The sequence below is a fragment of the Azotobacter vinelandii CA genome (assembly GCF_000380335.1).
Taxonomy (GTDB): Bacteria; Pseudomonadota; Gammaproteobacteria; order Pseudomonadales; family Pseudomonadaceae; genus Azotobacter; species Azotobacter vinelandii.
In genome coordinates this window covers 4,126,608-4,140,770 of record NC_021149.1, presented here as the reverse complement: position 1 = coordinate 4,140,770, position 14,163 = coordinate 4,126,608, and the positions used below count along the sequence as shown (strand labels likewise).

Genomic DNA, 14,163 nt, shown 5'->3' with positions numbered 1-14,163 from the left:
AGGGCTCGCCGGCGCTATGATCGGGCTTTCCCGCCAAGGAGTGCCGTCATGTCCGATCGTCCCATCCCCCGCATCCTGCCGCCGCCCGTCATCTACCTGCTCTTCGTCGGCCTGGCCTGGGGGCTGGACGCCCTGTTGTCGCTGCCGCTGCCGGACAACGACTGGACCCGCTGGATCGGCTGGGGACTGATCGACGCCGGCCTGCTGCTGATGCTCTGGAGCGCGCTGCAGATGATCCGCCAGCGCACTACCGTCAACCCCTACGGCACGCCGGCGAAACTGCTCGAAGAGGGACCTTTCCGTTTCTCGCGCAACCCCATCTACCTGGCCGATACCCTGGTCTACGCCGGCATCGCCCTGCTCCTGGCCAGCCTCTGGTCCTGGTTGTTGCTGCCGGCGCTGATCGTCTTCATGGACCGCACGGTGATCCGCCATGAGGAGGCACTGCTGAGCGAACTGTTCGGCGACGCCTACCGGTCCTACCGGGCGCGGGTGCGGCGCTGGATCTGATCGAGTCCGCCCGGCGGGGCGCATGGCGCATGGCGCGAGGCCGTGGCCGAATGGGCGGATTTCATCCGCCGGGCTGCCGTTCCATCGGCGGAGCGTCCCGTCAGAGCCGGGAAGCGCTCAGGGCGTACTTGATCAGCGCCGCGGAGCCGTCGATGTTCAGCTTGCGGCGGATGCTCAGGCGATGGGTCTCCACCGTGCGCACGCTGATATCGAGTTCGCGGGCCATGGCCTTGCTGTCCAGCCCCTGGGCGAGCATTCGCAGGATCTGGTGCTCGCGGGGCGTGAGGTTCTGCGGGTCCGAGCTGCGGTCGGCCAGCTTGCGGGCGACTTCCGAGCTATAGAAGCTGCCGCCGGCGGCGATGGCCTCGATGGCGGCGACGATTTCCCGCGACGAGGCGTCCTTCAGTACATAGCCGCGGGCACCGGCGCGGATCGCGGTGCGGACGTATTCGATGTTGTCGTACATGCTGAGGATCAGCACCTTGAGGTCCGGGTACTGCCGGTCCAGGGTACGGGTCAGCTCCAGGCCGTTGGTGTCCTTCAGGCCGATGTCGAGCAGCAGCAGGTCCGCCGGCCGCCGGTCGAGCAGTTCGAGCGCTTCGGCGGCGCTTTCCGCCTCGCCCACCACCTCGATCCGCGGCATGACCGCCAGCAGTGCACGGATGCCCTCGCGTACCAGTGCGTGATCGTCGACCAGGACGATCCGGATCGGGTTGCCGGAATTCATGCTGCGACTCTTCTTATAGGGTGAAGGACGTGCCGGCCGCCTGGGCGGCCGGCACGGGCAATATTACACAGATCCCGGTATGACCAGTGCTGGACGATAGGCTGAAGCGACCGCCGAGGTGCTCGATCCGTTCGCGGATGTTGCGCAGGCCGATGCCTTCCTGCGCCCGCTCTATGGTCCGCGGATCGAAGCCGATGCCGTCGTCCCGCACCCGCAACTGCACGCCGCTCACGCAGGGTTCGAGATCAATGAGGACGCTGCCGGCCCGGGCGTGGCGCTCGATGTTGGTCAGCGCTTCCTGGACGATGCGGAACAGCGCCACCGCCACTTCGTCGGGCAGCCGGGCGTCGTGCAGGCTGTTGCGGTAGACGACGCTCAGGGCGCAGCGCTGCTCGAACTCGGTCGCCAATTGGCCGATGGCGGCCGGCAGCCCCAGGGTATCGAGCAGCGAGGGGCGCAGATCGTGGGAGATGCGGCGGATCTCGCCGATGGCGCCGCCCAGGCGCTCGGTGGCCTGGCCGAGGATCGCCAGGCCACCGCTGTGGCCGGCTTCCAGTTGATGGCCGGCCAGTTCGAACTGGAACTTGATCGACACCAGCAATTGGCTGATGCCGTCGTGCAATTCCCGGGAAACCCGCGAGCGTTCCTCTTCCTGCAGGTGGACGATGCGCCGGTTGAGCGATTGCAGCTTGCCGTCGGCCAGCCGGTGTTCCCGGACGCTCAGGGTCAGGCCGCCGGCGAAGACCAGCAGCACCGCCGCCAGGGCGATGGTGGCGATGGCGACCATGGTCGAGCGTATGCCGCCGGCCACCTCGTCGCGGACCTGACGGGTCGCCCGCTCCACGTCCTCGAGGTAAATCCCGGTGCCGAGCATCCAGCCCCAGGGTTCGAGCATCACCACGTAGGCCAGCTTGTCGGTCACCTGGCCGGTCGAGGGTTTCCACCAGGCGTAGCGCTGGAAGCCGTCCCCATGGGTGGCGCTCTCGATCAGCGCCCGGACGGCGGGCAGACCGTGGGGGTCGGTCAGGTTCCACAAGTCGCGGCCGACCAGTTCGGCCTGGCGGGGATGCATCAGGTTGCGGCCCCGGATGTCGTAGACGAAGAAGTAGCCGTCCCGTCCGAAATCGAGCTTGGCCAGGGCCTCCAGCGCCTGCCGGCGGGTCCGGGCATCGTCCGGGGCGCCGGCCTGCAGCGGGGTGATGACGCTCAGTGCCATGGCCACGTAGTTCTTCAGTTCGGCCCGCTTGCTGGAGAGGATGGCGTTCTCGATCAGCCGGGCCTGGTCTTCTCCCAGCCGCTGGTTCTGCACGATGACCAGGGCGCAGATGAGCGCCACGGCCAGCAGCAGCGGCAGGATGCTGAGAGCGACGATCTTGTGTTTGAGCTGCATGGACCTTCTCGTGGGGAGCGGAGCGGGGACGTGGGGGCGCACCGGGATCGTTTGCCGAAAGCGCATCTGCCGGACGACCGGTATGGGAGGCCGCCGGGCCCGGAGATTCTGTCCTAGGATTTCCGGTAGGGGCGTTTTGCCGGCTGTCTGCCTGCGACCGCTGGCCAGGCCCCATGCCAGAGGGCTGCCGGGCCCGTCCGGGGCCGGACAGGGACATGCCCGGCCCGCCGTGTCTACGTGGTTCTACGTAGTGGCTCTGAGTAGCACTGCGAATATCGGCACCGGCGGGATCTGGGGATAGTAGCAAGGCTCCATCTCCGGGGCGCGACAATTCCAACAATGACGCCGCAGGCCCCCGGCCGACGGCAGGAGAATGCAATGAACCGACTGGTCTCTCATCTCGCCTGGCTCGCCCTGGCGGTGCTGGGCGCCGCCGCCCTGGGTGTCGTGGCCCTACGGCGTGGCGAAGCCATCAATGCCTTGTGGATCGTGGTCGCCGCGACGGCGATCTATCTGGTCGCCTACCGCTACTACAGCCTGTTCATCGCCAACCGGGTGATGCAGCTCGATCCACGCCGCGCCACCCCGGCGGTGCTCAACAACGATGGTCTGGATTTCGTGCCGACCAACAAGCACGTGCTCTTCGGCCATCACTTCGCCGCCATCGCCGGCGCCGGCCCGCTGGTCGGCCCGGTGCTCGCCGCGCAGATGGGCTACCTGCCCGGCACCCTGTGGCTGATCGCCGGGGTGGTGCTGGCCGGCGCGGTGCAGGATTTCCTGGTGCTGTGCATCTCCACCCGCCGCAACGCCCGCTCGCTGGGCGACATGGTGCGCGAGGAAATGGGCCGTGTTCCCGGCACCATCGCGCTGTTCGGCTGTTTCCTGATCATGATCATCATCCTCGCGGTGCTGGCGCTGATCGTGGTCAAGGCTCTGGCCCACAGTCCCTGGGGCATGTTCACGGTGATCGCGACCATTCCGATCGCCATGTTCATGGGCCTGTACATGCGCTACATCCGTCCCGGACGCATCGGCGAGATCTCGCTGATCGGCATCGTCCTGCTGCTGGCCTCGATCTGGCTGGGCGGCGTGATTTCCACCGACCCCTACTGGAGCGGAGTGTTCACCTTCAGCGGCGTGCAGATCACCTGGATGCTGATCGGCTACGGCTTCGTCGCCGCGGTGTTGCCGGTATGGCTGATCCTCGCCCCGCGCGACTATCTGTCGACCTTCCTGAAGATCGGCACCATCGCCGCCCTGGCGGTCGGCATCGTGATCCTCAACCCCGACCTGAAGATGCCGGCGGTGACCCAGTTCATCGATGGTAGCGGTCCGGTGTGGAAGGGGGCGCTGTTTCCCTTCCTGTTCATCACCATCGCCTGCGGCGCGGTGTCCGGCTTCCATGCGCTGATCGCCTCGGGTACCACGCCCAAGCTGCTGGCCAGCGAGGGCCACGCCCGCTACATCGGCTACGGCGGCATGCTGATGGAGTCGATGGTGGCGATCATGGCCATGGTCGCCGCCGCGGTGATCGAGCCCGGCGTGTACTTCGCCATGAACAGCCCGCCGGCCATCGTCGGCGCCGATGCCGCCAGCGTGGCGGCGGCGGTCAGCGGCTGGGGTTTCGCCATCACGCCCGAAGCGCTGGAAAGCGTCGCCCGCGACATCGGCGAAACCACCATCCTGGCGCGTGCCGGCGGTGCGCCGACCCTGGCCGTGGGCATCGCGCAGATCCTCCACCAGGTGCTGCCGGGGGCGACCTCCATGGCGTTCTGGTATCACTTCGCCATTCTGTTCGAGGCGCTGTTCATCCTGACCGCCGTGGACGCCGGCACCCGCGCCGGGCGCTTCATGCTCCAGGACCTGCTCGGCAACTTCGTGCCGGTCCTGCGCCGCACCGACTCCTGGGGCGCCAACGTACTGGCCACCGCCGGTTGCGTGGCGCTCTGGGGCTATCTGCTGTACCAGGGCGTGGTCGATCCGCTGGGCGGCATCAACACCCTGTGGCCGCTGTTCGGCATCTCCAACCAGATGCTCGCCGGCATCGCCCTGATGCTCTGCAGCGTGGTGCTGATCAAGATGAAGCGCCAGAACTACGTCTGGGTCACCCTGCTGCCGGCCGTCTGGCTGCTGATCTGCACCACGGTGGCGAGCCTGATCAAGCTGTTCGATCCGAACCCGGCGGTCGGCTTCCTCGCCCTGGCCAGCAAATACGCCGCGGCGATGGACACCGGCCAGGTCCTGGCTCCGGCCAGGGACATCGGCCAGATGCAGAACGTGATCATGAACGCCTATACCAACGCCGGTCTCAGCGTGCTGTTCCTGGTGGTGGTGTTCAGCATCCTGTTCTACTCGCTGAAGGTCGGCCGTGCCGCCTGGATCGTCGAGCAGCGCACCGACAAGGAAACGCCCTTCCAGGCGATTCCCGGCGCCTGAGTGCTGCCGGGCCCCACGGGGCCCGGCCCTTGAGGAAGGAGAGAGGCCGTGTTCAACGATCTCAGCCGCATGGGCAAGTATCTCGGTCAGGCCGCGCGCATGCTGGTCGGCATGCCCGACTACGACACCTATGTCGAGCACATGCGCAGCAAGCACCCCGACCAGCCGGTGATGAGCTACGAGGATTTCTTCCGCGAGCGTCAGGACGCCCGCTACGGCGGCGGCAAGGGACGGCCGGTGCGCTGCTGCTGACGAGCGGCGCCTTGCAACGCCGGATATTTGGCAGTCTCCCTGTAGGAGCGGATTCATCCGCGACCCGTGCCGAAGGCACGGCGAACCGGCTGACAGGCGACCCGCGGTGCGGGTCGGTCGGGGATGAATCCCCTCTGACACAGGAGCATCACCTTGCAACGCCGGATGTTCGGTAGTCTCCATGGCCGGCGGGTTGCACCCGCCCAGAATTCCTTTCGTTTCAAGGATCGTTCCATGTCCCAACCCCCTATCCCGGTCACCGTGCTCAGCGGTTTTCTCGGCGCCGGCAAGACCACCCTGCTGCAGTACCTGCTCAAGGCCGAGCACGGCCTGAAGATCGCGGTGATCGAGAACGAGTACAGCGAGACGCCGATCGACGGCCAACTGCTCGGCGCCGAGCCGGTCGAGGTGATGACCCTGGCCAACGGCTGCGTGTGCTGCTCCATTCATGTCGAGCTGGAAAAGGCGCTGTTCCTCCTGCTGGAGCGCCTGGACGCCGGCGAACTCGATTTCGACCGCCTGGTCATCGAATGCACCGGCCTGGCCGACCCGGCGCCGGTGGCGCAGACCTTCTTCGCCGACGACGAGCTGTGCGACCGCTATGTGCTCGACGGCATCATCACCCTGCTGGACGCCGCCAATGCCGGGCGTCACCTGCAGGAGGCCATCGCCCAGGCCCAGGTCGGCTTCGCCGACCGCATCCTGCTGAGCAAGACCGATCTGGTGGCGGCCGAGGCGGTCGAGGCGCTGAGCCAGCGGCTGCAGCGCATCAACCGCCACGCGCCGATCCGCATCGTCGAGCACGGGCGCATCGAGCTGGGCGAACTGCTCGATGTGCGCGGCTTCAACCTCAACGCCGAGTTCGGCCAGGCCCTGGGCCTGCGCCCGCTCGTTCCGGCCGCCGATAAGGACCGTATCGCCACCCTGGTGCTGCGCAGCGAGCAGGCGCTGGACCTGGAGAAGCTCGGCCTGTTCATGGAGGGCCTGCTGGCGCGCTACGGCGATTCGCTGCTGCGCTACAAGGGCGTGCTGAACCTGGCCGGCGAATCACGGCGCATGGTGTTCCAGGGTGTGCTGCGCCTCTACGGCTTCGACTGGGCGGAGGAGTGGGGCGCCGACGAGACGCGCGAAAGCGTGCTGGTGTTCATCGGCGATGATCTGCCGGAAGAGGATATCCGTGCCGGATTCGCCGAGGTGCAGGGCTGAGCGCGACGGACTGGCCCGCTCCCTCCTCTCCGGCAGCGGCGGATCGCCGGGCCGGAACGAAAAAGCCCGGCGCGAAGGCCGGGCTCTTTCCCATGGGCGAGGCTTACTTGCCGTACACCGGGAACCTGGCGCAGATCGCCTGGACCTTCTCGCGCACGCCGTCGACCACCGCTTCGTTGTTCAGGTCGACGAGGATGTCGCAGATCCAGCCGGCCAGTTCGCGACACTCGGTTTCCTTGAAGCCGCGGGTGGTCACCGCCGGGGTGCCGATGCGCAGGCCAGAGGTGACGAAGGGCGAGCGCGGGTCGTTCGGCACGCTGTTCTTGTTCACGGTGATGAAGGCGCGGCCGAGGGCGGCGTCCGCGTCCTTGCCGGTGATCTCCTGCTTGATCAGCGAGACCAGGAACAGGTGGTTCTCGGTGCCGCCGGACACCACGTCGAAGCCGCGCTCGATGAACACCTGGGCCATGGCCTTGGCGTTCTTCACCACCTGTTGCTGGTATTCCTTGAAGTCCGGCTGCAGGGCTTCCTTGAAGCACACCGCCTTGGCGGCGATCACGTGTTCCAGCGGGCCGCCCTGGCCGCCGGGGAACACGGCGGAGTTGAGTTTCTTCTCGATCTCTTCGTTGGCCTTGGCGAGGATCAGGCCGCCGCGCGGGCCGCGCAGGGTCTTGTGGGTGGTGGTGGTGACCACGTCGGCGAAGGGCACCGGGTTCGGGTAGACGCCGGCGGCGACCAGCCCGGCGAAGTGGGCCATGTCGACGAACAGGTAGGCGCCGACCTTGTCGGCGATCTCGCGGAAACGGGCGAAATCCAGCACCTGGGAGTAGGCCGAGTAGCCGGCGACGATCATCTTCGGCTTGTGCTCCAACGCCAGACGCTCCACTTCGTCGTAGTCGATGAAGCCGTTGGCGTCGATGCCGTACTGCACTGCGTTGTACATCTTGCCGGAGAAGTTGACGCTGGCGCCGTGGGTCAGGTGGCCACCGTGGGCCAGACTCATGCCCAGCACGGTGTCGCCCGGCTTGACCAGGGCCTGATAGACCGCCGCGTTGGCCTGCGAGCCGGCGTGCGGCTGGACGTTGGCATAGTCGGCGCCGAACAGTTGCTTGGCGCGGTCGATGGCCAGTTGCTCGACGATGTCGACGTATTCGCAGCCGCCGTAGTAGCGCTTGCCCGGATAGCCTTCGGCGTACTTGTTGGTGAGCACCGAACCCTGAGCCTCCATCACGGCGGGGCTGGTGTAGTTCTCGGAGGCGATCAGCTCGATGTGATCTTCCTGGCGCTGGGCTTCTTGCTTCATGGCGGCGAACAGTTCGGCATCGTAGCGGGCGAGGGTCAAATCACGGCTGAACATGGCAATCCCCTGGGGTTCGGCTGGGCGATAATTAAAGAGGGCGCGGATTCTACCCCATCCGCAACGGGCCGGCACATGAAAGACGATCAAGCGTGGGCGAGCCGGGCTCATTCGGCTGGGGAGGCCATCTTTTCACAGTAAAGCCGCCTCCCGCCCGGAGCGCCCTTCGTCTGGTCTGCCCGGCGCATTTCGGGTAGCTTTGCCGGCACGCGCGGGGGCCCGGGCAGCCGGTGTCTCCGGGACGTCGCGGATCGCCGTCCGGCCGCGCCCGGCCAGGCGCCCCTGGCCGGGCGCCCCCGTCTTCCCGTTTCCATTTCCGGTCGAAACCAAGGTCATCCATGGCTCAATACGTCTACACCATGCATCGGGTCAGCAAGGTCGTGCCCCCGAAGCGTGAAATCCTCAAGGACATCTCCCTGTCGTTCTTTCCCGGCGCCAAGATCGGCGTGCTCGGTCTGAACGGCGCCGGCAAGTCGACCCTGCTGCGGATCATGGCCGGGGTCGACACCGAGTTCGACGGCGAGGCCCGGCCGATGCCCGGCATCAAGGTCGGCTACCTGCCGCAGGAGCCACAGCTCGATCCGCAGAAGAGCGTGCGCGACATCGTCGAGGAGGCGGTGGGCGAGATCAAGCAGGCCCAGGCCCGCCTGGACGAGGTCTATGCCGCCTACGCCGAACCGGACGCCGACTTCGACGCGCTGGCCGCCGAGCAGGCCAGGCTGGAGGCCATTCTCCAGGCCGCCGACGGCCACAATCTGGAGCGCCAGTTGGAAGTCGCCGCCGACGCCCTGCGCCTGCCGCCGTGGGACGCCAGGATCGAGCACCTCTCCGGCGGCGAGAAGCGCCGCGTGGCGCTGTGCCGCCTGCTGCTGTCGGCGCCCGACATGCTGCTGCTGGACGAGCCGACCAACCACCTGGACGCCGACTCGGTGGCCTGGCTGGAGCATTTCCTCCACGACTTCCCCGGCACCGTGGTGGCGATCACCCACGACCGCTACTTCCTCGACAACGTCGCCGGCTGGATTCTCGAACTGGACCGCGGCCACGGCATTCCCTTCGAGGGCAACTACTCGCAGTGGCTGGAATCCAAGGCCGCCCGCCTGGCCCAGGAGGCCAAGGCCGAAGCCGCCCACGCCAAGGCCATGAAGGCCGAGCTGGAATGGGTGCGCCAGGGCGCCAAGGCTCGCCAGGCCAAGTCCAAGGCGCGTCTTGCGCGTTTTGAGGAGATGCAGTCCCAGGAATTCCAGAAGCGCAGCGAGACCAACGAGATCTACATTCCGGCCGGTCCGCGGCTGGGCGACAAGGTCATCGAGTTCCACAACGTGCGCAAGGGCTACGGCGACCGCGTGCTGATCGACGACCTGTCCTTCGCGGTGCCCAAGGGCGCCATCGTCGGCGTGATCGGCGGCAACGGCGCGGGCAAGTCGACCCTGTTCCGCATGATCCTCGGCAAGGAGACGCCGGATGCCGGCGGCATCGACATCGGCGAAACCGTGCAGGTCGCCAGCGTTGACCAGAGCCGCGACAACCTGGACGGCGGCAAGACCGTCTGGGAGCAGGTGTCCGACGGCCTCGACCAGATCCGCATCGGCAACTACGAGGTGCCCTCGCGCAGCTACGTCGGCCGCTTCAACTTCAAGGGCGCCGACCAGCAGAAGTTCGTCAAGGATCTCTCCGGCGGCGAGCGCGGCCGCCTGCATCTGGCGCTGACCCTGAAGCAGGGCGGCAACCTGCTGCTGCTCGACGAGCCGTCCAACGACCTCGACGTGGAAACCCTGCGCGCGCTGGAGGAGGCGTTGCTGGACTTCCCCGGCTCGGCCATCGTGATCTCCCACGACCGCTGGTTCCTCGACCGCATCGCCACCCACATCCTCTCCTACGAGGACGACGGCAGCGTGGTGTTCTTCGAGGGTAACTACACCGAGTACGAGGCCGACCGCAAGAAGCGCCTCGGCGAAGCCGCCGCCCAGCCGCACCGGGTGCGTTACAAGAAGCTGGCGTAATGTCGACGCCCCGGCCGTTCGTGGCCGGGGCCTTCTTCCTTTCGCCCTGCAGTGACGGGGCGTTACCCGATTGGCCGGCTGCGGCTTGAACGGCTCGTCTCCTTTGGTGGAAAATGCGATAAATTATCATTTGCGCAGATTTCGCCGTCATGCCCGTTCAGCCTCCCGGCCCCTTCCACACCCTCTACAGCCAGCATCACGACTGGCTGAAAGGCTGGCTGCGCAGCCGCATCGGCAACACCAGCGACGCCGCCGACCTGGCCCAGGACACCTTCATGCGCGTGCTGGCGAACCGTAACGCCGACGGCATCCGCGAGCCGCGCACCTACCTGAGCACCATCGCCCGCGCCCTGCTGATCGACCACTTCCGCCGCCAGAGCATCGAGCGCGCCTACCTGGAAGCACTGGCCGCGCGCCCCGAGCCGCTGGCCATCTCCCCCGAGACGCGGCTGGCCATCCTGGAAACCCTCACCGCCATCGACGCCATGCTCGATGGACTGGGCGAACGCACCCGCGCGATCTTTCTCGCCGTCCAGCTCGAAGGGCTCGGCTACGCAGCCGTGGGCGAACGCCTCGGCGTCTCGGTCACCACCGTGAAAAAACACCTGATCCGCGCCATGACCCACTGTCTGCTGCTGATGGACGACTGATCCCATGGCCCTCGATCCCCGCACCCTCGAAGCCGCCGCTACCTGGTACGTACAGCTCCAGGCCGAACACAGCGAGGCCGATCGCCAGGCCTGGCGCGACTGGCTCGACGCGAACCCGGCCCATGCCCAGGCCTGGGCGCGGCTGGAACGCCTGCAGCGACAACTGGGCGGACTGCCCCCGGAAGCCCTGCCGGCCCTGGCCAACGCACGGGCCCGGCGCCGCGCCGTCCTCAAGATCCTCGGCCTGCTGGGCATCGGCATCGGCGTCACGGGCCTGGCGCTCGAACGCAACCCGCCCGGCCATTGGCTGGCCGAGCACCGCACCGCCACAGGACAACGGCGCAGCTTGCGGCTGGCCGACCGCAGCCACCTCGAACTGAACACCGACAGCGCCCTGGACCTGCTCTTCGACGACCGGCAGCGCCTGATCCGCCTGTACCGCGGCGAACTGCTGGCGGAGACCGCCGCCGATCCCGTCGGCCGTCCCTTCATCGTGGAAACCGCCGAAGGCCGCGTGCGGGCCCTGGGCACCCGCTTCAGCGTCCGCAGCGAGGATGGCCGCAGCCGAGTCACGGTACTGGAACAGGCCGTCGAAATCCGCCCGGCACGGTGGACGGGACAGCCCGTGCGGCTGGGCGCCGGCCAGCGGATCGACTTCACCGCCGACCACCTTGGAGAGCCTGGAACCGCACCGGAAGGCGCGGACGCCTGGACGCGCGGCATGCTCAGCGTGGTCGAATGGCGGCTGGGCGACTTCATCGCCGAACTGGCCCGCTACCGGCCGGGCTTCCTGCACTGCGACGAAGCCGTCGCCGGTTTGCGGCTGTCCGGCGCCTTCCGTCTCGACGACACCGACGTGGTGCTGGAAAACCTCGCCCGCTCGCTCCCGATCCGGCTGCGCCACTTCACCCGCTACTGGGTGCGCATCGAGCCCGCCTGAGCCTTGGGGTGGCTCACTGCCTGGGGGCAGGAGCCGGCCAGGAAAAATCATTCACAGGGGTTGCCGATTTTCATTCTCGTTCGGCCTGGCATTGAAACGGCCCGATGCCGCTTCCGGTTCCGCCCAACGAAAGGAATACCCCATGACCCGACGCACCCCGCTGGCCTGCGCCATCCACCTGGCGCTTTCCGGCCTGATCCTGGCGCCCCTGCCGCTGTCTGTCCTGCTCCCCGCCCTGGCCACCGCCCAGGACCGTTCCGGCATCCGCGACTACCGCATTCCCGCCGGCCCCCTGGGCGCAGCGCTCAGCCAGTTCGCCACCCAGGCAGGCGTGACCCTGTCGTTCGCCGCCGAACAGACCCGCGACCTGACCAGCCAGGGCCTGCACGGCGCCTACGGTCTGGAAGAGGGGCTGGCGCAACTGCTGGCCGGCAGCGGATGGCAGGCGCAGCGGCAGGAGAACGGCAGCTATGTGCTGGTGAAAATGGAAACCGGGGACGATCCCGACCTGGTCAGCCTGGATATCATGCGGGTGGAGGACAACCAGCTCGGTACCATCACCGAACACACCAAGTCCTATACGCCGGGCACCATCGCTTCGGCTACCCGATTGGTACTGACGCCACGCGAAACGCCACAGACTGTTACTGTGGTCACTCGCCAGCATATGGACGACTTCAATCTAACCAGTCTTGATAAAGTGATAGACCACACGCCTGGCGTTACTCGAACGAGCTGGGATAGCTTTCGTTCTCAGTATTATGCCCGGGGCTTCCAGATCACTAACTTTCAATACGATGGTATTCCTACACTGGCGGACTCGATCAACTACACTGGCCAGACCTCGAGCGACATGATCCAATATGATCGAATCGAGGTCATTAAAGGCGCCAGCGGCCTGACTACCGGTGCAGGTGGCCCTGGAGCCACCCTCAACCTGGTACGCAAAAAACCTACCCATGAATTTTCCGGTCACGTGACCGCCGAAGCCGGCCGCTGGGATAACTACCGGTCTGAACTGGATATTAGTGGACCTTTGAACGAAAGTGGTACTTTCCGCGGACGTATCGCCGGGGCTTTCCAAGACAGACAATCGTATCTTGACCGTTTCAAGGAGCAGACCAGAGCTTACTATGGTATTTTGGAGTACGATCTGACTCCACAGACGATGCTTACTTTCGGTGGAAATTCCGATGAAAGAATCCCAACGGCTAACGCTTATGGTGGGATTCCCATGTTCGACTCCAACAACAACGAGGTTCATGTATCACACTCTTATAATACAGGTGCGGACTGGAGCCGATCGGAGCAGTTCAGTCATGCCTTCTTTACCCAACTAGATCATGAATTTGACAACGGATGGAGCGGCAGGGCCTATTATACTTATCAGAGAAATGCATACGATTCAAAAATGGGCGTAATTAGAGGTATGCCAAACGTCGACAATGACAATAGCAGTTATGTACTCATGGGATATAATAGATACAGAGTGAGAACCCAGGCACTGGAAGTTTATGCTCGCGGTCCTTTCGAGTTATTCGGTCGTACGCATGAGTTGGCCGTAGGGGCTAGTGGATATAAAAACGACACGGAAGGAAAAGGGTCTGGGGCATCCGTTAGAGTCCCTATAGATGACTTCTATGAATGGGATGGAGATATACAACAGATATCAAACCTTACAGGTATCAGGACCAAGTGGGGCGAGCGTGTCAACCAACGAGCTTTTTATTCCAGCGCTCGCTTTAGTCTGAGCGATGATCTCGCCCTGATTCTTGGTGGGCGAGTCACCAACTACAAGGCTGGCGGTGACAATCACATGCGAGAGACCGGGGAGGTGGTTCCCTTCGCTGGCATCACATATGATTTGAGTGAAAACTATTCCGTCTATGCCAGCTACACGAAAATATTCCAGCCACAAAGCGCCCGTGACAAAGACAACGCAGTACTTGACCCTGATGAGGGGGACAGCTACGAGGCTGGGCTCAAGGGTGAGTGGTTTAATGGTCGCCTAAATGCCAGCTTGGCCTATTATGAGATTCGCCAGGACAACCGTGCTGAGTCCGTAGGCTGGGATGATGTACGAAGCCAAACAATTTACGAAGGTAAAAAAGCCAAAACCAAGGGGGTTGAACTGGAAGTCACAGGTGAATTGGCTCCGGGGTGGAATATTCAAGCTGGATTCACCCATCAGGTCATTCGTGAAGACAGAACGAATGACAAGCTGACGACCCAAGCCCCCGAGAATCAATTCAAGATCTATACGAACTACCGACTACCCGGCACATTGAACAAGCTAACTGTAGGTGGTGGCGCGAGCTATCAGGGCACTACCTGGCAAAATGCTGACTACCTTGATCCGCCTCGCCAACTTAGACAAGAAGCATTCTGGCTGGTTAATCTGATGAGTAAATACCAGTTTACCGATGATATTTCGGCAACGCTTAATATCAACAACCTGTTTGACAAGCATTACTACACCGGCTACGGTGACAAATTCTATCCAAATGTTGCTGTAAAAACCTATGGCGACCCTCGAAATATGATGTTGACGACGCGATGGGATTTTTAGCATCTCCCCGCTTGGCCTTGAGTCAAACCCCCTGCTTACGGGCACGGGAAAACCGCTGCCCCGTGCCCGGAAAACTCCGGGCAGACCGCCCCGGCCGCGTAGCGCAACGCCGGGCCGGAGCGG

11 protein-coding genes are annotated in these 14,163 nt (G+C 64.8%); 8 read left to right on the top strand and 3 right to left on the bottom strand.

The window, feature by feature from the left end:
• Positions 1–48 precede the first annotated feature (48 nt).
• On the top strand, positions 49–510 hold the full coding sequence (locus AVCA_RS18660) for a methyltransferase family protein (RefSeq protein WP_012702612.1): 462 nt from the start codon (positions 49–51) through the stop codon (positions 508–510).
• A gap of 100 nt (positions 511–610) precedes the next feature.
• Here the strand turns inward: AVCA_RS18660 and AVCA_RS18655 are convergent, their stop codons facing one another.
• Together AVCA_RS18655 and AVCA_RS18650 are read right to left on the bottom strand one after the other, a co-directional pair.
• Positions 611–1,237, bottom strand: a complete 627-nt coding sequence (locus AVCA_RS18655) for a response regulator (RefSeq protein ID WP_012702611.1) — start codon at positions 1,235–1,237, stop codon at positions 611–613.
• Between the two features lie 13 nt (positions 1,238–1,250).
• Positions 1,251–2,627 (bottom strand): cache domain-containing protein, encoded by a 1,377-nt coding sequence (locus AVCA_RS18650; RefSeq protein ID WP_012702610.1) that lies wholly within the window; start codon positions 2,625–2,627, stop codon positions 1,251–1,253.
• Between the two features lie 378 nt (positions 2,628–3,005).
• Between AVCA_RS18650 and AVCA_RS18645 the strand changes: the two genes are divergently transcribed.
• The 3 genes from AVCA_RS18645 to yjiA all read left to right on the top strand — a co-directional run bounded on the left by AVCA_RS18645 (position 3,006) and on the right by yjiA (position 6,521).
• Entirely contained in the window at positions 3,006–5,063 is a 2,058-nt protein-coding gene (locus AVCA_RS18645) for a carbon starvation CstA family protein (RefSeq protein WP_012702609.1), read from the top strand.
• 48 nt (positions 5,064–5,111) lie between these two features.
• Positions 5,112–5,315, top strand: coding sequence for a YbdD/YjiX family protein (locus tag AVCA_RS18640; protein WP_012702608.1), 204 nt, complete (start codon positions 5,112–5,114; stop codon positions 5,313–5,315).
• 234 nt (positions 5,316–5,549) lie between these two features.
• Positions 5,550–6,521: a GTPase gene (yjiA, locus tag AVCA_RS18635; protein WP_012702606.1), complete on the top strand. Its 972-nt coding sequence runs from the start codon at positions 5,550–5,552 to the stop codon at positions 6,519–6,521.
• A 103-nt stretch (positions 6,522–6,624) separates the two neighbouring features.
• Here yjiA and glyA read toward each other — a convergent pair whose 3' ends face one another.
• A complete protein-coding gene (gene glyA, locus AVCA_RS18630) occupies positions 6,625–7,878 on the bottom strand; it encodes a serine hydroxymethyltransferase (protein ID WP_012702605.1) in 1,254 nt (417 codons plus the stop codon).
• A gap of 338 nt (positions 7,879–8,216) precedes the next feature.
• Here glyA and ettA point away from each other — a divergent pair, with 338 nt between their 5' ends.
• The 4 genes from ettA (at position 8,217) to AVCA_RS18610 (ending at position 14,040) form a co-directional block, all read left to right on the top strand.
• Positions 8,217–9,881 (top strand): energy-dependent translational throttle protein EttA, encoded by a 1,665-nt coding sequence (ettA, locus tag AVCA_RS18625; RefSeq protein ID WP_012702604.1) that lies wholly within the window; start codon positions 8,217–8,219, stop codon positions 9,879–9,881.
• A 149-nt stretch (positions 9,882–10,030) separates the two neighbouring features.
• Positions 10,031–10,531: a sigma-70 family RNA polymerase sigma factor gene (locus tag AVCA_RS18620; RefSeq protein WP_012702602.1), complete on the top strand. Its 501-nt coding sequence runs from the start codon at positions 10,031–10,033 to the stop codon at positions 10,529–10,531.
• Positions 10,532–10,535: 4 nt separating this feature from the next.
• Positions 10,536–11,471 (top strand): FecR domain-containing protein, encoded by a 936-nt coding sequence (locus tag AVCA_RS18615; protein WP_012702601.1) that lies wholly within the window; start codon positions 10,536–10,538, stop codon positions 11,469–11,471.
• Between the two features lie 142 nt (positions 11,472–11,613).
• On the top strand, positions 11,614–14,040 hold the full coding sequence (locus tag AVCA_RS18610; protein ID WP_012702599.1) for a TonB-dependent siderophore receptor: 2,427 nt from the start codon (positions 11,614–11,616) through the stop codon (positions 14,038–14,040).
• The last annotated feature ends 123 nt before the right edge of the window (positions 14,041–14,163 follow it).

Coding starts and splice junctions, on each gene's coding strand:
- AVCA_RS18610 (WP_012702599.1), top strand. CDS start 11,614: ATGACCCGACGCACCCCGCTGGCCTGCGCCATCCACCTGGCGCTTTCC.
- glyA (WP_012702605.1), bottom strand. CDS start 7,878: ATGTTCAGCCGTGATTTGACCCTCGCCCGCTACGATGCCGAACTGTTC.
- AVCA_RS18620 (WP_012702602.1), top strand. CDS start 10,031: ATGCCCGTTCAGCCTCCCGGCCCCTTCCACACCCTCTACAGCCAGCAT.
- AVCA_RS18615 (WP_012702601.1), top strand. CDS start 10,536: ATGGCCCTCGATCCCCGCACCCTCGAAGCCGCCGCTACCTGGTACGTA.
- AVCA_RS18660 (WP_012702612.1), top strand. CDS start 49: ATGTCCGATCGTCCCATCCCCCGCATCCTGCCGCCGCCCGTCATCTAC.
- AVCA_RS18655 (WP_012702611.1), bottom strand. CDS start 1,237: ATGAATTCCGGCAACCCGATCCGGATCGTCCTGGTCGACGATCACGCA.
- yjiA (WP_012702606.1), top strand. CDS start 5,550: ATGTCCCAACCCCCTATCCCGGTCACCGTGCTCAGCGGTTTTCTCGGC.
- ettA (WP_012702604.1), top strand. CDS start 8,217: ATGGCTCAATACGTCTACACCATGCATCGGGTCAGCAAGGTCGTGCCC.
- AVCA_RS18645 (WP_012702609.1), top strand. CDS start 3,006: ATGAACCGACTGGTCTCTCATCTCGCCTGGCTCGCCCTGGCGGTGCTG.
- AVCA_RS18650 (WP_012702610.1), bottom strand. CDS start 2,627: ATGCAGCTCAAACACAAGATCGTCGCTCTCAGCATCCTGCCGCTGCTG.